At 49.9% G+C, this 18,101-nt stretch carries 17 protein-coding genes; 9 read left to right on the forward strand and 8 right to left on the reverse strand.

The features are described from left to right. The first annotated feature begins 62 nt into the window (after positions 1–62). From V6942_RS07160 to V6942_RS07190, 8 genes are all read left to right on the forward strand, one after another. Positions 63–1,094 (forward strand): hemin-degrading factor, encoded by a 1,032-nt coding sequence (locus V6942_RS07160; RefSeq protein WP_333501036.1) that lies wholly within the window; start codon positions 63–65, stop codon positions 1,092–1,094. After that, positions 1,091–1,906, forward strand: coding sequence for a heme/hemin ABC transporter substrate-binding protein (locus V6942_RS07165; RefSeq protein WP_106928222.1), 816 nt, complete (start codon positions 1,091–1,093; stop codon positions 1,904–1,906). Before V6942_RS07160 ends, V6942_RS07165 begins: the two co-directional genes overlap by 4 nt. Beyond that, positions 1,906–2,901, forward strand: a complete 996-nt coding sequence (locus V6942_RS07170) for an iron ABC transporter permease (protein ID WP_333501037.1) — start codon at positions 1,906–1,908, stop codon at positions 2,899–2,901. The genes V6942_RS07165 and V6942_RS07170 overlap by 1 nt, the downstream gene beginning before the upstream one ends. After that, entirely contained in the window at positions 2,894–3,673 is a 780-nt protein-coding gene (locus V6942_RS07175; RefSeq protein ID WP_333501038.1) for a heme ABC transporter ATP-binding protein, read from the forward strand. Before V6942_RS07170 ends, V6942_RS07175 begins: the two co-directional genes overlap by 8 nt. 119 nt (positions 3,674–3,792) lie before the next feature. Continuing rightward, positions 3,793–3,870 carry a tryptophanase leader peptide gene (tnaC, locus tag V6942_RS23415; protein WP_106928434.1) on the forward strand — a complete coding sequence of 26 codons (78 nt, stop codon included), beginning with the start codon at positions 3,793–3,795 and terminating at the stop codon, positions 3,868–3,870. 248 nt (positions 3,871–4,118) lie between these two features. Beyond that, positions 4,119–5,534 carry a tryptophanase gene (gene tnaA / locus V6942_RS07180; protein ID WP_106928216.1) on the forward strand — a complete coding sequence of 472 codons (1,416 nt, stop codon included), beginning with the start codon at positions 4,119–4,121 and terminating at the stop codon, positions 5,532–5,534. Positions 5,535–5,651: 117 nt separating this feature from the next. Further along, the gene (tnaB, locus tag V6942_RS07185) at positions 5,652–6,899 is read left to right on the forward strand and encodes a low affinity tryptophan permease TnaB (RefSeq protein WP_182934445.1); all 1,248 of its coding nucleotides are present in this window, start codon (positions 5,652–5,654) and stop codon (positions 6,897–6,899) included. A gap of 412 nt (positions 6,900–7,311) precedes the next feature. Continuing rightward, positions 7,312–7,929 carry a Fic/DOC family protein gene (locus V6942_RS07190; protein ID WP_136374375.1) on the forward strand — a complete coding sequence of 206 codons (618 nt, stop codon included), beginning with the start codon at positions 7,312–7,314 and terminating at the stop codon, positions 7,927–7,929. Here the strand turns inward: V6942_RS07190 and V6942_RS07195 are convergent. The 8 genes from V6942_RS07195 to V6942_RS07230 all read right to left on the reverse strand — a co-directional run bounded on the left by V6942_RS07195 (position 7,926) and on the right by V6942_RS07230 (position 17,131). Continuing rightward, on the reverse strand, positions 7,926–8,096 hold the full coding sequence (locus tag V6942_RS07195) for a hypothetical protein (RefSeq protein WP_168733709.1): 171 nt from the start codon (positions 8,094–8,096) through the stop codon (positions 7,926–7,928). The two genes, V6942_RS07190 and V6942_RS07195, sit on opposite strands and share 4 nt — an antisense overlap. A 66-nt stretch (positions 8,097–8,162) precedes the next feature. Beyond that, positions 8,163–8,969, reverse strand: a complete 807-nt coding sequence (locus V6942_RS07200; protein WP_262817498.1) for a hypothetical protein — start codon at positions 8,967–8,969, stop codon at positions 8,163–8,165. After that, complete coding sequence (locus V6942_RS07205; RefSeq protein WP_262817497.1) at positions 8,966–10,711, reverse strand: AAA family ATPase; 1,746 nt, start codon at positions 10,709–10,711, stop codon at positions 8,966–8,968. The genes V6942_RS07200 and V6942_RS07205 overlap by 4 nt, the downstream gene beginning before the upstream one ends. 2 nt (positions 10,712–10,713) lie before the next feature. Then, complete coding sequence (locus tag V6942_RS07210) at positions 10,714–12,216, reverse strand: restriction endonuclease subunit S (RefSeq protein WP_262817496.1); 1,503 nt, start codon at positions 12,214–12,216, stop codon at positions 10,714–10,716. Continuing rightward, the gene (locus V6942_RS07215) at positions 12,216–13,751 is read right to left on the reverse strand and encodes a type I restriction-modification system subunit M (RefSeq protein ID WP_262817495.1); all 1,536 of its coding nucleotides are present in this window, start codon (positions 13,749–13,751) and stop codon (positions 12,216–12,218) included. Before V6942_RS07215 ends, V6942_RS07210 begins: the two co-directional genes overlap by 1 nt. Before the next feature lie 136 nt (positions 13,752–13,887). Continuing rightward, complete coding sequence (locus tag V6942_RS07220) at positions 13,888–15,372, reverse strand: hypothetical protein (RefSeq protein WP_136374376.1); 1,485 nt, start codon at positions 15,370–15,372, stop codon at positions 13,888–13,890. A gap of 354 nt (positions 15,373–15,726) precedes the next feature. Continuing rightward, positions 15,727–16,821 (reverse strand): hypothetical protein, encoded by a 1,095-nt coding sequence (locus tag V6942_RS07225; RefSeq protein ID WP_136374377.1) that lies wholly within the window; start codon positions 16,819–16,821, stop codon positions 15,727–15,729. 103 nt (positions 16,822–16,924) lie between these two features. Further along, positions 16,925–17,131, reverse strand: a complete 207-nt coding sequence (locus tag V6942_RS07230) for a helix-turn-helix transcriptional regulator (protein WP_136374378.1) — start codon at positions 17,129–17,131, stop codon at positions 16,925–16,927. 207 nt (positions 17,132–17,338) lie between these two features. Between V6942_RS07230 and V6942_RS07235 the strand changes: the two genes are divergently transcribed. Next, the gene (locus V6942_RS07235) at positions 17,339–17,869 is read left to right on the forward strand and encodes a hypothetical protein (protein WP_262817493.1); all 531 of its coding nucleotides are present in this window, start codon (positions 17,339–17,341) and stop codon (positions 17,867–17,869) included. The last annotated feature ends 232 nt before the right edge of the window (positions 17,870–18,101 follow it).

The raw sequence follows: 18,101 nt of genomic DNA on the forward strand, positions 1-18,101 counted from the left end.
TAACAACATACCCTAAACCTGCACCCCGGCCGCTGGCCGGGGAAATTATAAGGAAGAGAGCCATGCAAAACACACCCGCCGAACTGTGGCAGCGCTATCAGGCCGTGAAAGCCAACGGCACCGCCAAATACGCCCGCGACATCGCCGCGGAAATGGGTATCAGCGAAGCCGAGCTAACCGCAGCCCGTGTCGGCCACGACGCCGTACGCCTGCACGATAACGCCCGCGCGCTCCTCGCCGCGCTGGAGAGCGTCGGCGAAACAAAATGCATCTGCCGTAATGAGTATGCGGTCCACGAGCAGGTGGGAGCCTTTACCCACCAGCATCTCGACGGCCACGCGGGCCTGGTGCTGAACCCGCGCGCGCTCGATCTGCGTCTGTTCCTGAGCCAATGGGCCAGCGCGTTTTACCTCAACGAGGCGGGACGAGAGAGCATCCAGTTCTTCGATCCGCACGGTGATGCCGTACTGAAGGTTTACACCACCGATGCCACGGCCCACACAGCCTGGCAGGCGCTGATTGCCGAGCATACCCAGAATACCCCAACGCCGCTGGCTATCCGCCCTGCGGAAAGCGCCCGCTACGCCGACACAGCCGACGGCGCGGCGCTGGAAAAAGCGTGGCGCGCGATGACCGACGTTCATCAGTTCTTCGTGCTGCTGCGCAAATACAACCTCTCGCGCCAGCAGGCCTTCCGCCTGGTAAGTGACGATCTCGCCTGCCGTATTGATACGGATGCACTGCCCCGCCTGCTGGAGACCCTTCAACAGGACGGCAACGAATTTATGATCTTCGTCGGCAACCGCGGCTGTGTACAGATCTTCACCGGCACGCTGGAAAAGCTGACGCCAATGCGTGGCTGGATCAACATCTTCAACCGTACGTTTACGCTGCATCTGCGCGAAGAAACGATTGACGAAATCTGGGTGACACGTAAACCGACCGTCGACGGCCACGTCACCAGCGTGGAGCTGTTTGCTAAAGACGGCACACAGATTGCTCAACTGTACGGCCAGCGCAGCGAAGGTCATCCGGAACAGGCACAGTGGCGCGCGCAGGTCGACAGTCTGACCGCGGAAGGCCAGACCGTATGAAACGGCTAGTGATTCTGCTGGCGGCCCTGCCGCTGTTCGCCAACGCCGCCGAGCGCATTATCACCCTCGGCGGCGACGTCACGGAAATCGTCTATGCGCTGGATGCACAGCCTCAGTTGGTGGCGCGCGACAGCACCAGCACCTGGCCCACGGCAGCACAATCGCTGCCGGACGTAGGATACCTACGCCAGCTCAACGCGGAAGGTATTCTCTCGCTGCGCCCGACATTAGTTCTGGCAAGCAGCCAGGCGCAGCCGTCGCTGGTACTGCAAAAGGTAGAAGGCAGCAAGGTGAAGGTGGTTAACGTGCCTGGCGGCTACGACACCGCGGCGATGGAACGCAAAATCAGCGTTATCGCCGACGCGCTCGACAAACGGCCGCAGGGCGAGGCGCTGCGTAAAACGCTCGATGAGCAGATGGCAAAAATCTCGCCTCAGGCGCTGAACAAACGGGTGCTATTCATCCTCAGCCACGGAGGTTCCGGGGCGCTGGTCGCCGGCCAGCAAACGGCCGCAGACGGAGCGATAAAACTCGCCGGTTTGCAAAACGCCATGCAGGGCTTTGACCACTATCGCACGATGTCGCAGGAGGGGGTGATTGCCAGCCGTCCGGATCTGGTGGTGATTTCCGCCGATGGGCTGAAGGGCATGGGCGGCGAAGCCTCGTTGTGGAAGCTGCCGGGCCTGGCGCAAACGCCCGCCGGTCGTCATCAGCAGGTGCTGGTGATTGACGACATGGCGCTGCTGGGCTTCGGCCCCCGTACGCCTCAGGCGCTGCAACAGCTGCGGCAAAAAGCGGAGCAGCTGCCCTGATGCGCATCACCGTCTCCCGCCAGCTGTGGCTCATGGTACTGCTATTGCTGGCCCTGACGATGCTGGCTACCACGCTTGGTGCCATGCGGCTGCCGTTAACCAGCCTGTGGCCGTCCGGCGATGAAGTGCTGCGTCATATCTGGCTCACCATCCGTCTGCCGCGGGTGCTGCTGACGCTGGTAGTGGGCAGCGCGCTGGCGCTCTCTGGCTGCGTGATGCAGGGCCTCTTTCGCAACCCGTTAGCCGACCCGGGGTTACTCGGTATCAGCAGCGGCGCGGCGCTAGCGGTTGCCTTCTGGCTGATTCTGCCGATTTCGGTCCCGATGCTGGTGGCGCTGTATGCCCCGATGCTGGCAGCGTTTATCGGCAGCCTGGCGGTGATGGCGGTGATTTTTATCCTCAGTAAAACCGGCGGCGGTTCGCTCTCCCGGCTACTGTTGGTTGGCATTGCCATCAACGCGCTATGCGGCGCGCTGGTTGGCATGCTGTCGTGGATCAGCAACGACACGCAGCTGCGCCAGCTTTCACTCTGGGGAATGGGCAGCCTCGGGCAGGCCGAGTGGCCGACGCTGCTGGTCGCCGCGACGCTGATTATTCCGTCATCCCTCGCGGTGTGGTGGATGGCCTCGCGCCTCAACCTGCTGCAATTGGGTGATGAAGAGGCCCACTACCTCGGCGTTAACGTCCGCATGGTGCAGCGTCTGATGCTGCTGTGCAGCGCCGTGCTGGTCGCCGCCTCGGTCGCCATCAGCGGCGTGATTGGATTTATCGGTCTGGTGGTTCCGCACCTGATGCGTATGTGGCTGGGGCCAGATCACCGCGGTCTGGTGCCAGGCTCGCTGCTGGCGGGCGCTATCCTGCTGCTGATTGCCGATACGCTGGCCCGCACCGTCGCCGCGCCCGCCGAAATGCCGGTGGGGCTACTCACCAGCCTGCTTGGCGCGCCGTGGTTCCTATGGTTGATATTCCGCCAGGAGAGATCCGCTCATGGATAAACACTATATTGCCCGCGCGCTGTCGCTACGCCTGGGGAAACGGCGGGTGATTGATAGCGTTTCACTCACGCTGCGGCCCGGTGAAGTCACCGCGCTGATCGGCCCTAATGGCGCAGGAAAATCGACTCTGCTGCGGCTGCTGACCGGTTTTTTAGCGGCCGACAGCGGCGAACAGCGCATAGAAGGCAAGCCGCTTAGCGAATGGTCCGCTGCCGCCCTCTCCCGCCGTCGCGCGGTGATGTTGCAACGCACTCAGTTGAACGCCAACTGGCCGGTTGAAACGGTCATCGCCATGGGGCGCGCACCGTGGGGGGCGCAGGACGATCCCGCGCTCATTCAACGCGTCATGGCGGAAACAGGCTGCACTCATCTGGCGGGACGCCCTTACCCGGCGCTTTCCGGCGGCGAGCAGCAGCGCGTTCAGCTGGCACGCAGCCTGGCACAGCTGTGGCACGGCGATGGGCCAAAGGGCTGGCTGTTTCTCGACGAGCCCACCTCAGCGCTGGATCTCTTTTATCAACAGCATTTGCTGCGGCTGCTAAAAAGACTTACCCGTCGCAACGAGCTGCACGTCTGTGTTGTGCTTCACGACCTCAACCTTGCCGCACTGTGGGCCGATACCATTCTCTTACTGCATCAGGGTAAGCTGGTGGCGCAAGGCACGCCGCATGAGGTCATCCAGCAGTCGATCATCCATCGCTGGTACGGGGCGGATATCAGCATGAATACGCACCCGGACGCGGCGGTTCCGCAGGTTTATCTGGCGCCCTGACGGGCGTTAGATTCATCTACTGAATCAATCGTGACCAGATTCACAATTGAATAGGTTGGGAATAGACAAAAATATTAAATCTAATAATGTATGCCTGTGTCTAATGGAGAACATACATTATGAACATCCGCACGCTAACCTATAACACGTCAAAGTGGTTTAATATTGACAGCATTATTGTCAATCACCGTCCTTAACGCCTCTCACGCCTCCTGATAAATATTTCTGACAACAGATTTATCATTATCTGTTTCGGATACCTATACCTATTTCATGATTTCTGATTAAGGTCAGCAATATTGTTGCGCCGGTTATTATACGCGCCGTATTTATTGCAACCAAAATACAGAAAGCGGAAGCGGGCATGCTTATTACGTTAAAAATGACGTATTGATTTTTATCGACGTCAGCGGAATACGCTTGCCAAAAAATTGAGGATAACACCATGAATAACTTTAAACATCTGCCAGAGCCTTTCCGTATTCGCGTTATTGAGCCGGTAAAACGCACCACCCGTGAGCACCGCGACAACGCCATTATTCAGGCTGGAATGAACCCGTTCCTGCTCGATAGTGAAGACGTCTTTATTGACCTGCTGACCGACAGCGGCACCGGTGCGGTGACGCAAAATATGCAGGCGGCAATGTTACGCGGCGATGAAGCCTACAGCGGCAGCCGCAGCTACTATGCGTTATGCAACGCGGTAAAAGAGATTTTTGGTTACCAGCACACTATCCCCACACACCAGGGGCGCGGCGCCGAGCAAATTTATATTCCGGTACTGATTAAAAAACGCGAGCAGGAAAAAGGCCTCGACCGCAGCAAAATGGTGGCGTTCTCCAACTATTTCTTCGACACCACCCAGGGCCACAGCCAGATTAACGGCTGTACCGTACGCAACGTGTATACCAAAGAAGCGTTCGACACCGCCGTACGTAATGATTTTAAAGGCGATTTTGACCTTCAGGGCTTAGAGCACGGCATTGAAACCGTTGGCCCGAATAACGTGCCGTATATTGTTGCCACCATTACCTGTAACTCTGCGGGCGGCCAGCCGGTTTCACTGGCAAACCTCAAGGCAATGTACGCGATTGCTAAAAAATACGATATTCCGGTGGTGATGGACTCCGCGCGCTTTGCGGAAAACGCCTACTTTATTCAACAGCGCGAGCCGGGCTATCAGGACTGGAGCATTGAAGAGATTACCCGCGAGACGTACAAATATGCGGATATGCTGGCCATGTCGGCGAAGAAAGACGCCATGGTGCCCATGGGCGGCCTGCTGTGTATTAAAGACGACAGCTTCTTCGATGTTTATACCGAATGCCGAACCCTTTGCGTCGTACAGGAAGGCTTCCCGACTTACGGCGGTCTGGAAGGCGGTGCGATGGAGCGTCTGGCCGTAGGCCTGTACGACGGTATGAATCAGGACTGGCTGGCCTATCGTATTGCGCAGATTCAGTACCTGGTCGACGGTCTGGAGGCGATTGGCGTGACCTGCCAGCAGGCGGGCGGCCACGCGGCGTTTGTCGATGCGGGCAAGCTGCTGCCGCACATCCCGGCCGAGCAGTTCCCGGCCCAGGCGCTGGCCTGCGAGCTGTATAAAGTGGCGGGGATTCGCGCCGTCGAAATCGGCTCTTTCCTGCTGGGCCGCGACCCGAAAACCGGCAAACAGCTGCCGTGTCCGGCTGAGCTGCTGCGCTTAACTATTCCGCGCGCCACCTACACCCAAACGCATATGGACTTTATTATCGAAGCGTTCGGCCACGTTAAAGAGAATGCGGCCAATATTAAAGGTTTAACCTTCACCTACGAGCCGAAAGTACTGCGTCACTTTACGGCAAAATTAAAAGAAGTCTAATTAACCACTGACCCGAATGGCCCTGCTGATAGCGGGTCATTCGGGTTCTTGTTACCTAGCGTCATAGTTTGTTCCTGACGAAAGCATTGACTTAAACGTTATCAACAAGGGAAAGCCATGGACGAAGATTCAAATACAAAACATTCCTCATTCTGGGGAATTATGGTCATTGCCGGCACCGTCATCGGCGGCGGAATGTTTGCTTTACCGGTTGACCTTGCCGGAGCCTGGTTTTTTTGGGGCGCATTTATTTTAATTATTGCCTGGTTTTCAATGCTTCATTCCGGCCTGCTTTTATTAGAAGCTAATCTTAATTACCCCGTTGGCTCAAGCTTTAATACCATAACGAAAGATCTGATTGGCAATAAATGGAATGTGCTTAGCGGTATTACCGTGGCCTTTGTGCTGTATATATTGACCTACGCCTATATTTCAGCCAACGGCGCGATTATCAGTGAAACCATCGCCATCAACGCCGGGACGCACGTCAACCCGCGTATTGTCGGCATCGGCAGCGCCATTTTTGTCGCGGCAGTACTGTGGTTCAGCTCGCTCGCCGCCAGCCGCATTACCTCTTTTTTCCTCGGCATCAAAATTATCGCCTTTATCGTGGTATTTGGTTCGTTTTTCTTCCAGGTCGACTACTCCATTCTGCGGGACATTGCCGCGCCGGAAGGCCATAGCAGCTACTTCCCGTACATACTCATGGCGGTGCCGGTTTGCCTTGCCTCGTTTGGCTTCCATGGCAACATTCCCAGCCTGATCATCTGTTACGGCAAGCGCAAAGATAAGCTAATCAAAAGTATCGTATTCGGTTCGCTGCTGGCGCTGGTGATTTATCTGTTCTGGCTATACTGCACCATGGGCAATATCCACCGCAGCAACTTTAAGGAAATTATTGCCTCGGGTGGCAACGTTGACTCGCTGGTGAAATCGTTTTTAGGCACCAATCAGCGCGGCGTCATCGAATTCTTCCTGCTGATATTCTCTAACCTGGCGGTTGCCAGCTCGTTCTTTGGCGTCACACTGGGGCTGTTTGACTATCTGGCAGACCTGTTCAAAATGGACAACACCCCCGTCGGCCGCTTCAAAACGCTGCTACTGACCTTTTTACCGCCCGCCGCACTGTATCTGATTTTCCCCAACGGCTTTATTTACGCCATCGGCGGCGCCGGGCTGTGCGCGACAATCTGGGCAGTCATCGTCCCGGCCTTCCTCGCCCTGAAATCGCGCGAGCGTTTTCCGGATAAAATATTTACCGTCTGGGGCGGTAAAGCGATTCCTGCCGTGGTGATTCTGTTTGGTGTGACGGTCATTCTGTGCTGGTTTGGCAGCACTTTTAACCTGCTTCCGCGCTTTGGCTAACACCATCCGGCGGCGCGCCGTTTTGGCGCGTCGCCGGACATATGCCCAGGGGCGCATCCCCGTTAAACGGCGATCCCGACTTTCGATTTCGCCGCTTTCCCTGAAATAGCTATCTCCGTTATCATAGCCACCCCTTGCGACAAAAACGAAAATGAAAAAGTTCGCTTTACACTATTAATCAGGGATCTGGATAACACCCCATGAGTAAAATCGACAATCTCGACGCCCACACCCCCATGATGCATTGGTGTGTCAATGCTGATTATTAAAGATTATTTTCCACCAGAGAATAAAAACTACATTTCAACCTACACTTTTGTAACTATCTGATTTTAAGAATATTGTTTGCTGTACTCATCCAGCGCTATAATCCCTTTGTTTTTCCATCCCTCCATTAACACAGGGCAGCCCCATGAGCCGATACCATGTATCCAGTAGCGAAGGTCAGTATGAGAAAGACTCTGACGAGCAGGTTTTGGCTAATAAACTGGGTATCGCTGCTTCCAATGAGATGGATGAAGCGGAACTTGTCCTGTTAGAACAACTCTACCAGTCTGTTTTTGAAGAACAGTTCCCGGAAGGACATCTCAGCGTAGCCATGCTAAAAAGCTGGCATCGCCGCTGGTTAGGTAACATCTACGAGTGGGCTGGACAAGAAAGAGCTGTGAATATCAGCAAAGGCGGCTTTATGTTTGCCCCCTCGGCACAGTTGCCAAAACTGCTGAACGAATTCGACACTAAGTATCTAGCTCAATACACACCGTGTAGCGACATGGACGAAGAACAACTCATCACCGCTATCGCCATCACCCATGTCGAGCTGATACTTATCCATCCATTCAGAGAGGGAAACGGACGCCTGTCGCGACTGCTAGCCGACGTAATGGCCGTTCAGGGTGGGTACAAACCGCTGGATTATCAAAGCTGGGAGCAAAACAAAACCCAGTATATCTCGGCTATCCATGCTGGCGTATCAATGGACTATGAGCCGATGAAACACTGGGTGCGAGAAGCATTAAGAAGGGATTAAACCGCAAGACGCAAATGAGCAAATTTTTTGCGCGTGGCTTCAAGTGAAGCTTCGATCTTCGCGGAGGACTGCCCTGTTTCAACAGCCGTAGATGTTGCTACTGAGCGAACAATGTCAGCACGAGATGGCTTAGCGTAGGCTGCCTGCGTTTTTTTGTTGTTGCTCATAATTACTCCTGAAAAACGGAATCTGGGCTGAAAACATCACTCAAACATTATACCAAAATTATCAGATTATGCCTCTAATAGATCTTGTATCCATGAGTGCGCAGCACTGCGTTGCCCACGCATGAGAAAATGCATATCACCACTAAAAGGTGCGTCTCGGTCTATTGCTCGTCGTAAACGTTCAGCTACTCTTATGAAATCACTTCGTCTACTATGATCATGGGTAGACAGCTCAAAAAGGCGTTTAGCTTCATCAAGATCAGCCATAAGTTGAACTGCAACAGTATGTCTATGCTTACAAGTAGGCTCATAGTTCAAATGGTAAACTTCTATAGAAACTTCTGCACGCTGTTTGGATATAGTATCTGTACTAGTTGCACAAGGCTGCCCATTTTCCTGATGACAACCCAGTAATTTCCAATCTGTAAGTTCACAAGGATCTAAGAGCATTGGATATTCTTGATCTATGGGACCTTCGCTATATACACGTGAAGTTTCATCGATTAGAGGAAAACGATCTGCTTTTCCTCCTGCTGTATTAACACCTAAGCGCCTGCTATTACAGTAAGTACAAGCATAGCGAAAATTAAATCGATCGAAAGCTAACCATTTATAGCCATCATGTTGATTTATTGCATCACTAACACAATTTTTAGGACGAAAATGATCTACCGCATTATCAGAACGGGTTATGGGAGACTCACAGTACCAACACTTGTCGTGCAGTAATTCTGCTAATCCATCTTTTAATTCACGCCAAATATGGTCGTAATCATTAGGGGCTGCCCCAGAGGCAACCGCTTGTGTAGCTCTTTGAGCTCGCTGTAACCAACCTGTAGGCATAGATAATTTTAGCCGACTTACATATCTCAAGAGTTTTCTCCTTCATCCTTATTTGGATGTTTCGATAGGAGCTCTGCAATTAAGTATTTAGCTAATTCCTCACGCTCTGCACGAGGCATTTCAACCACTTGCTTTGCTAATTCTTGAGGTAGTTCAGTATTAAATCGTTCAACCAAAATTGAATTTCTTAAGCGTAGATAACGTGAATATTCATCATCTGGATGGAAAAATCTAAATCCAAGCCTGTCAAGCTTGGCATTAATTGAATCTAAATCGTGTTGCTCATCTAAAGTTAACGTTTCTTTGGCAGCAAAAGCTCTCTGCTCTTCGAGTAGAAGCTGGGTTGGCTGATCTAATGTAGAAGCGATACCAAACATGTCGCTCGTTACGATCGCAGCATATCCCATTCCTCGAGGTGCTATTTCTGGATAGCATGCGACAATTTGACGACGCTCCTCTTGTTTTGACATACATAAAATCTGTACCTGTTCGCGCTCTAATTCGGCAATGGCAAGTGGATTATGCGTTGTCATTAGGATATGACTGGTTTCTGTTTGTTGAGCACCATCTATGATAAATCTCTTTAGATAAGAGATATAATCCACACTCCAACGAGGATTTAGATGTGTATCTGGCTCATCAAGCAAAAAAAGACTTTCTTCTTCGGCAGTGAAACGTAGCAAACCTAATACGGTGAGTAACTGTTGCTCTCCTTCACTTAGCTCACGAAAAGTTACACTTCCATCATTTTTCTTTAAGCGTACACGAATACGAACTTCTTCAATTAACTCAGAAACATAAGTACTTTCTAAATCACGGAAAAATTGTGCAGGGGACTGATTATCAACAAGACTTCGGAGAGCATGTATATCCTTAATAAAAAGATATTGAAACTCAGTAGATTCCTTATTCCAAAGAGTAATTTGCTTGTCTCGTTTTACTTTAATCGGTGCCATAGCTATATTTTGCAGACGATCTAAAAAGGTTTGAACGACACCTTTTGAACCCCAAAATCTATCATCTCCGTCCGAGTTATTTTTTTTTCCTCTTCTTTTACTCCATCCTGGCTGCTTTAGAACAAAGAGAACTGATTCAATACCCTCATCTGGATCAATGCCCATGTCTTTTTCAAGTAATTCCCGTACATCGTCTGATTGTTGGATCATAAAGGCTAGTAAGACAAACTGGCTATGTACTGGCATCGCATAGAATAGGCGCTTTAGCCCAGGGTCTACACCGTTACGCAGTTTACTATCATAACTTTCTAGATAAGGACGAAATACTTCATGCATTCGTGAGCTTTCGCCAGAGTAATAGCTGAATACATAATGAGGCAGATACTGTGTATCAGAGTTAAGGAACGCAGTCAGTTTTATCGGTTTTTCAGATAGTGTTGTATAATCAACGTCAAGATCTTGAGCGTCAAGGATATTATTATTTGATTTATTTTCTTTTAGGTTAGTAACGTAAATTAAAAATGCGTCTTTCTTACGGTCAGGGTCGGCATCAATGCGTATTCTTTGCTTGTCATTACCCGCTCCCATGCAGTAGGAAAGTTGAAAGGCAAATTCTGGAGTGCGTTTCTTAGCAATTAAGTCACGAAATATAATAGCCAAAGCCTCTAGAACATTAGACTTGCCAGTGCCATTCCAACCAATTACTACTGTCACCCAACGTCCTTGAGCAAAATCGATAGTAACATTCTTCAGATTTTTAAACTGATGCGATGGGCTATCTTTAAGACTTCCAATTGTTAGCTTGTCCAGACGCATATTTAGACTCCTACCAATTTCAAGCGGTCATAAAGCTTCCGACCTTGCTCATCAGTCACGGGATCAATTTTCAAGCGACCAGCTTTGTCTAAATCACGCAATTCAGAGTATAGTTCTTCTATTCGCTCAGTCGGTGTTCCATCTGCCACTCCACACAGACGAAAAGCTTCTTGTGCAGCTATCCAATCTCTGGTTTCTTCAAGCACACTAATAAGTTTATTCGCCATAATAGTAGAACTCTCCTTTTTTTTCTTGACTATAGAAGAACGGGGCTGTTTTTTTATTGTCTCTCGTTCAATTTTTATTTTTTTAAGTAAAGCTTCAGCGCTATTTTCACTACTGATTAAATCTGGGTGAATTGCTCGCCAATCAGTAGTAAGCTCACCACGAAAAGCTTTGGCTAAAACTGATTGAGTGAGATTATTCACCCGTGCCAATGCAGAATTAGTTTTTTGCTCGATGGAATCGGAAAAGGCGAAGAGTTCTTCAACACGATGGACGATTTCAGTTTGTTCATTGATTGAAGGCAAATACACTTCGTGGTCAACTATATCGCTTTTAGTTAAGCCAGGAATCAGCCCTTTTGCTTTTAAAACAACATCTTTTGCTGATGCCTGAATGGCAAAAAGAATATAGGTGTAGTTCATATTTTCATTAGGTACGAATGCATATACATCTCGCCCAATTGCAGCATAGCAACCAGGAAATGTAGTGCCAACTCCGGCACCTTTAACGGTCACAAATATTGACCTTTCTGGAGCCATTCGCTTCGGATACTCAGTCCATTTGTGATGCAATATTTGTCTACCATCCCACTGTTCTGGGCCAGTTACATATGGCTCACCTTTACCTTCAGAATTAACTTCTGATTTGCTAGGTGATTGTCCCGCAATTACTTTCCCTGCAAATGCCAGAGGTTTAATCTCACCAAACACTTTAGCGTTGGTGACTCGCCACTCCTCTGTTAGCTTGCCGCTTACAGCCGCGGCTAGCACTGATTGGCGGAAAGTTTTTAGAATTTTGGGTATGCGTTCGAGGCGGGATTTGGTAGCTTGCACCTGCGCCAGCAGAGCGTCAAGTTTATCAGCAATCATTTTTTGTTCGGCTAGCGGAGGAAGTGCTATATATTGACTATATGCATCTTCCCTGTTTAAACCGGGTATTGCTGTAGATCTATTCAACTCTGTTAGAGGTAACGCCTTAAGCTGATAAAACCAATATTTTAATGGTTGGTTAAATAGATTATCCACATAATAAGTTGTATCGATTGGGAAAAATGGAGAGTTTGATAGATGCACTTCCCCATATGAGCCTTTTCGGCCCACGATAATACCTTCTGTTTTTACTAATGGTTCGGAATGGCTTCCAACGATGCCGTTTGAACCAAAAACTGAAAATTTCCCATTGTCTCTTTTTGAGGCAGGTAAAGACTTGCCGTATTTTAATTCAACTACGTTTCCTAGAGTTGTAAGGCACCATCCCTCTGGTAAATTAACTTTGTTCATTAATTCGCCTCTTCTAATGCCGTCAACAGCCTGTCCAGCTCGTTCAATGCAGCCTCTAATTCCTCTCTTGCCTCGCTCGCCAGTACGTCCGGCTCCGGCAAACCAGCGGTATCTACACTATCTTTATCTTTTAGCCAGGAGATATCCAGAGAGTCGCCCTTGGTGCTGGCGATCCACTCTCGACTAAAGCAGCGCCAGCGAGAATGAGCGAGCTGTTCATCAATATCCTTATTTTCTTCTATGGCCTCTTTATCTACTTCAATATCTTGCGCGCCAAAGCTATATTCACCTTCTGTACGCTTGCTGGTTCCATCGGGACTGTCGCCAAACACTCTCTCAAATGCACCGAGGTGTGGGTCTGTGCCAAAGCCTTCTGGTGCAAAGCCAATGTCGGCATTACCAAAGGGTGTGCGTTTACCAAAGCTGGGCATATTGGTACGTAGGTCGTATACCCAGATGTTTTTAGTACAGTTCTCTTGCTGAGATTTGTCTTTGGCGGAGCCTTTGGTAAAGAACAAGACATTAGTTTTAACGCCTGGAGCGTAAAAGATACCGGTAGGCAAGCGCAAAATAGTATGCAAATTGCACTTATTCATTAAGTCGCGGCGTACATCAGTACCGACACCGGATTCAAACAATACGTTATCTGGCAACACGACAGCAGCCCGACCGCCAGCTCTAAGCCCCAAATAAATATGCTGCAAAAAAGCGAGTTGCTTATTTGTATTGGGGAATGGAATATCGTTGCGCAAAGGACGTTGTCCCCCGGCCTTATTGCCAAAGGGAGGGTTGGCTACGATTACATCGGCTTTGTCCAACTCGGCTACGTCATCAGTCAGTGCATCGCCATAAATAATATTTGCGTCTAAATTATGTAAAAAGGCATTCATTAAGCAAATTCGACGAGTATTTTTCTCTATTTCCACCCCTTGATATTTAGGAGGGTTAGATTTGTATTTTTCTCGTGAATATTTATTCCGAATATAGCTGTCAGCAGAAATTAAGAAGCCGCCACTTCCAGTCGCTGGATCTTGAATTAATTCGCCACACTCTGGCTGTATTAATCTCACTATAGTATTGACTAAAGAACGTGGAGTGAAATACTGCCCTGCTCCAGAACGAGTATCCTGAGCACTTTTATCAATTAAGCCACTATAGAGGTCGCCAAATCCATCTTTTCCTACTTGGTGCCACTCTATTTTCGAAATACCATCTACAACAGCTTTTAAATTTTCAGAATGGGAGAAAACAGTTGTAGGGAATGCGTAAATCTCTCTTATGACTTCATTTTTAACATGCGCACCCAAGTGGGTGAGCATCTCTTGATAAAACCCTAATAATCCTGCTTCTGGATGGGATTCAAGATCAGCCCAACGGTAGCCTTGAGGTATCAGTTTTTCTGAACCATTCTCTTGAGCAATCTTCAGAAAAAGCAAATAACTTAGTTCAGAAACATACTGATAATAGGTGATACCATCACCTCTTAGTATGTTGCAGAGACTCCAAATTTTTTGAACGATCGTTTCTTGCTTCATATTTTCAATTAACTCAGGATATAGTTGCGCTCACTTTAAATGAGAATACACTATAACATAATGAAAAGATACAATAATTTAACCGGGCAACAGCCCTGTCTATGAGCTCTCAGATTTAGATAATGTATAACTTGCTTCAATGCTTTTTCTCAATCAAAAGATATGGATGGGACCAGTCAGTGACCTCTTCATATGAAACAAACCCATCGTGCTCCAGTGCGCAAACGCCCTTATGGATGGCAACGTAATCGTACACAGCCTGGCTTTCCAGCCCCTGTAACATGTGCGCAAGTAGCTTTCGGCGCATCTGCGCTGGCTGCCATGCCTGTCTGGCGCTGAAATTCTTCCAGCTACAGTTAAAATTCTGCCCCACAGCATTTTTCACGCTAAGCCCGTATCGATTTGTGGTTCCCGTCGCCAAATAATCGTCGGTCAGCCTCTTCAGATCTTCCCGCAGCGGTTGCATCAATTTTTTCCAGCGTTTGAGCACTTTTTCTGCCTTCTTATCGCCCAGAACTTTATTCAGCCTCTTCCTTACTCCACTTTTCACCGATAGGCTGACCGAACCGGCGCTAAAAATAGCGGCAAACCTGAATTGTTTTACCTCATCCGTGGTGACGCCCAGTTTCTTTGTAATGTAATCCGTTTCCAGCCGCTTCAGGTTTTTATCGGATAATCCGATACGCTGCAGCTCATGACGCAGTATCTCAAGCTGGCTGCTTTTTATATCGTAGTTATAGCCCTGCCCCAGACATGCCCATTTCATGCCTTTTGGCAGATACTGAAACCCCTTCCCCACCTCAAACGAACGCCCGCCCAGCCTAGCCGTACGATATACCTGCCGATATGAGACGATTAACGGACTCAGGCTGATAACGTCAACACCGGCTTCACAAAGATGGCTGATAAAATTGTGATAATAAACCCTGTTCACAGTGGATGGTTGCTCGTTACAGTACATCCTCAGCGCATCGATGTTAACCGGCAACGCTTCAAGCCGGTCATACACCGCTGCAACCCGCTCACGAAAGGCCTTATCAGGTATATTCCGGGTTGACGTTAAATGCCTGACTTTGCACTTTCGTAACATGGCCTGAGCAAGCCGTTCTTCCAGCGTCATCGGTCCCATACGTCTGCGGTAAACATCGGTCAGATAGCCATACCGATCTTCCAGGTTGAGATAAGCAGTTCTGTCCCCGGGAAACAGCACGTCGAGAAACCGCCGAGAAAGCGCAAATTCCCGGCATTTGTGACGTATAACATCGTGTGTAATGATTCTGATAAACCCTACTTCCTCTAGCTTTTCCAGCGCTCTTTCAAACGGTAGCTCTCTTGAGCGTCTGAATACTGCCGGAGCCACTTTTTCTCCCAGTGCATAAGGAAACGGAACTGAACAGGTCCATAGTCGGTTCCCCTTAAATTGCGACCGCTTACGCGTGTTACGGCTCGCAGTGGCGCTGCAAATAAGATGCTGCAAAAAAATAGCAATGGACATATACCACGTTGGCTTGCATCGCCCGTCACATGCGTCGTCGAATGGGACGCTAAAAATAGCCTCGCTGAAAGCATTCATCGTGCTTTCCGTGACGAGAATATTGTTTTGTGTGCAGTAGGCTTTCATTTCACTGTGCTCCGTTTTATGAACATGCTGCCTGTTTACAGGCTGTACATTTGCACAGTGAATTACGGTTGCGCTGAGTGATGTGACTCAGGCTGGCTGCACTTTTTGGGGGGCTATCTCAGGATCTGAATTTTCCTCAAAACAATGCCTTGTGGCTTGTCGCAATCTCATTGAGGGTTCTAGAGGAAGAACAGACTGGTACTGGTATATACTGTATACACCATACTATAGCCATACCCCCTGTTCAGCTGTGATGAGGCGTGCCTCACAGAATATATCAGGGGGAGCCCTTTTTTTGGTCGCCAACAGACGAGGGTGGCATCACACCCCCTCTGATATACTTCTGGCTTATCTTCAGCGGCTCCCTCGCCACTTCACGCGATTACGGTAAATCCAGTACTGAGGCTGCGCGAGAAGCCCGAGTTTTGCGAGAATGACCGGCAACTGGTCCCAGATAGCCGCAGAATCAAACAATGCCACCCGGTAATTAGCCATGACCTTGTCCACGCGTTTCCTGGCGGCCTTTGGAGCCGTACTGACAAGTCGACCATTCAGACTCGTCGCGGGTTCAAATGTGGCCCGTGCGCGTGGTACTGACATTAACACCAGCCGCTGCGCAAAATCCGGATCCAGCCAACGATCCTGGAGTACCTCCCGACGCCAGAACATCAGCCTGCTGACCAGACTGGCCATACTCGTCATCTGACTCAGCTTCAGTTGCTGACGCCCCGGCTGCAGGCGAAGTTCCAGACGTAAAAAACGCTCGAATTGTGCCTCCTCCAGCGTAATCTTTGGAGATGCATAGCGCTCCTCCACGCTCAACGACGGAGAATGGACCTTGGCGTAGACAGAGGCTACCAGCGTGGCAGAGCCCAGACGCAACCCTTCGTGTTCACCATACAAATCGTAAAACTCACCATCATGAACCTTTGCCAGACCAATCAGGTAGTCATGAAGTTTCATTCCCTTTACATCCAGTGCGTAGTGAATGGACGTCACCCATGCCTGGCGCAACCCCCTGTACAGGTACTTCCCCAGACGTCCCTTACGCCCAAGCCAGATGAACAGTCCGGTGATCTGCTCTGCTGAATAGTGCTGAGGACTCATTTCCATACGCACTGAGCCCCGCACCGTATTCGTCGGCGCAAAGTAAATGACCAGCATCAGCGGATGATGACTGGATTTGCTCTTGAGACGGATCTCCACCACGGATCGATAGAGGCCAGAACACTCCCCTTTACCGGCAGGGCGGCACCGCACGATATAGTTTCCTCCCGCTCGCAGCCCAGCCAGACGCCCGCTCAGCACTGCATTCTCGCTATCATCAGACAAATCCATTACCCAGGCGAGTTTATCAATTCGCCCATAGCACCTATTGCCGTCAGTATTTCGCCCCAGGTATACAGACCCGGAGAGATTGTCCACACGCTCACGATTAACTGTAATCATCGCCAGTTCCCTTAGCCTCACGGCCATTCATGGGCAGCAGCTATCCGTAGAGGTTGCTACTGACTATGGTGAATGACCCCCTGTACGAGGGGCTATATGAGGCTTACAGACGAGCTGCTTCAGCCAGCTCAACATTGGGCAGCCCACTGATATGCGCGTGGATATCCTCCATACGCCATGCCACCCGACGGGTACCGATGCGTACAGGCTCCGGAAAGAGCCCCGCCTTGATCTGGCGATATAGCGTTGCGCGTGATACTGGGTACATCCCGAGCACTGTCTTGATATCGAGCAGCCTGCAGTTATTCATACTTTTAACTCCATCTATCCACCCCCAGCGGGCGGCCAGCCCTCCCTTTACAAAGTTGATTTCGGCCGATTATTCATGGCGATCGCCGGTCAAAGTGTTCGCGGCCCACTTTTGGACGGTCATTCTTCGGTGTAGAATGACCGTCATTGATTTATGACGGTCCAAAAAGACCTCTGATAGTGGCAATCCGAAAGTGAGGTATGAGTTATGGGAAAAAACGAAGAAAATATGGGTGAGGCGGAGCCCAAGACGCCTAAGCAGAAAAGCCGGGAAGGGCTGGAGGAGAAATATGGAAAGCGGTTTGAAACCAACCTACATGAAGACAGCCTGGCGCGATTGCTGGAAATAACCAACTGGCTCGATGGCGAGGATTACTCAACGCTGAAGAAAGGCATGGGGAACGTATACCGGAAAGCGCTGAGTGATGTGATCAACATGGTCTACATAGACTATGTATACGAACCCGTGTCGAAAGAAGCGAAACTGCTGAAAAAACTATATCTGGAATTTCATCAATTACGTGGAACTCACTCAGTGGATGAAACTATCGAAATGTTGCGCAAGAAATACCCCTCCCCACAGTCCATCAGCCGCGGACAACCAAAGAAGAACGTAAAGTGGTCAAGCACAAGCCTAGCGCTGCTAACAAACTATCGAAGCCTGATACGGATAATGGAAAAACTGGATGGCGTCCAGCGCCCCGCCAACCCCACAAAGCGGCGCGTCGGGAACGCCTGATAAAGAACAATTCTGTCTGGCTAAGGAAGTGCTGACAAGTGAGACTATGGCGTCGTCTTGATTACAGGCATATGCTGTACCCACTTTGAGGAAAAGTATGCTGCCACGTTATCCCCCCACGCGGGGGAGTACGATAGTGTCATTCATCAGGGGTGGTGAGTTGGTCGTATTTCCCCGGCCACCCCATTGCACTGAGCCCGCCCTGGACGTGCCTTTGGGGCATCAAAAATAT

This window comes from Kluyvera genomosp. 2 (genome assembly GCF_036759865.1).
In the GTDB taxonomy this organism is placed as follows: domain Bacteria; phylum Pseudomonadota; class Gammaproteobacteria; order Enterobacterales; family Enterobacteriaceae; genus Kluyvera; species Kluyvera ascorbata_B.

What these genes read in the sequence shown, in the direction of transcription:
- V6942_RS07215 (WP_262817495.1), bottom strand. Translation starts at nt 13,751, where the DNA reads ATGAAGCAAGAAACGATCGTTCAAAAAATTTGGAGTCTCTGCAACATA.
- V6942_RS07190 (WP_136374375.1), top strand. Translation starts at nt 7,312, where the DNA reads ATGAGCCGATACCATGTATCCAGTAGCGAAGGTCAGTATGAGAAAGAC.
- tnaA (WP_106928216.1), top strand. Translation starts at nt 4,119, where the DNA reads ATGAATAACTTTAAACATCTGCCAGAGCCTTTCCGTATTCGCGTTATT.
- V6942_RS07220 (WP_136374376.1), bottom strand. Translation starts at nt 15,372, where the DNA reads ATGAAAGCCTACTGCACACAAAACAATATTCTCGTCACGGAAAGCACG.
- V6942_RS07230 (WP_136374378.1), bottom strand. Translation starts at nt 17,131, where the DNA reads ATGAATAACTGCAGGCTGCTCGATATCAAGACAGTGCTCGGGATGTAC.
- V6942_RS07210 (WP_262817496.1), bottom strand. Translation starts at nt 12,216, where the DNA reads ATGAACAAAGTTAATTTACCAGAGGGATGGTGCCTTACAACTCTAGGA.
- V6942_RS07160 (WP_333501036.1), top strand. Translation starts at nt 63, where the DNA reads ATGCAAAACACACCCGCCGAACTGTGGCAGCGCTATCAGGCCGTGAAA.
- tnaC (WP_106928434.1), top strand. Translation starts at nt 3,793, where the DNA reads ATGAACATCCGCACGCTAACCTATAACACGTCAAAGTGGTTTAATATT.
- V6942_RS07170 (WP_333501037.1), top strand. Translation starts at nt 1,906, where the DNA reads ATGCGCATCACCGTCTCCCGCCAGCTGTGGCTCATGGTACTGCTATTG.
- V6942_RS07195 (WP_168733709.1), bottom strand. Translation starts at nt 8,096, where the DNA reads ATGAGCAACAACAAAAAAACGCAGGCAGCCTACGCTAAGCCATCTCGT.
- V6942_RS07175 (WP_333501038.1), top strand. Translation starts at nt 2,894, where the DNA reads ATGGATAAACACTATATTGCCCGCGCGCTGTCGCTACGCCTGGGGAAA.
- V6942_RS07205 (WP_262817497.1), bottom strand. Translation starts at nt 10,711, where the DNA reads ATGCGTCTGGACAAGCTAACAATTGGAAGTCTTAAAGATAGCCCATCG.
- tnaB (WP_182934445.1), top strand. Translation starts at nt 5,652, where the DNA reads ATGGACGAAGATTCAAATACAAAACATTCCTCATTCTGGGGAATTATG.
- V6942_RS07225 (WP_136374377.1), bottom strand. Translation starts at nt 16,821, where the DNA reads ATGATTACAGTTAATCGTGAGCGTGTGGACAATCTCTCCGGGTCTGTA.
- V6942_RS07165 (WP_106928222.1), top strand. Translation starts at nt 1,091, where the DNA reads ATGAAACGGCTAGTGATTCTGCTGGCGGCCCTGCCGCTGTTCGCCAAC.
- V6942_RS07235 (WP_262817493.1), top strand. Translation starts at nt 17,339, where the DNA reads ATGGGAAAAAACGAAGAAAATATGGGTGAGGCGGAGCCCAAGACGCCT.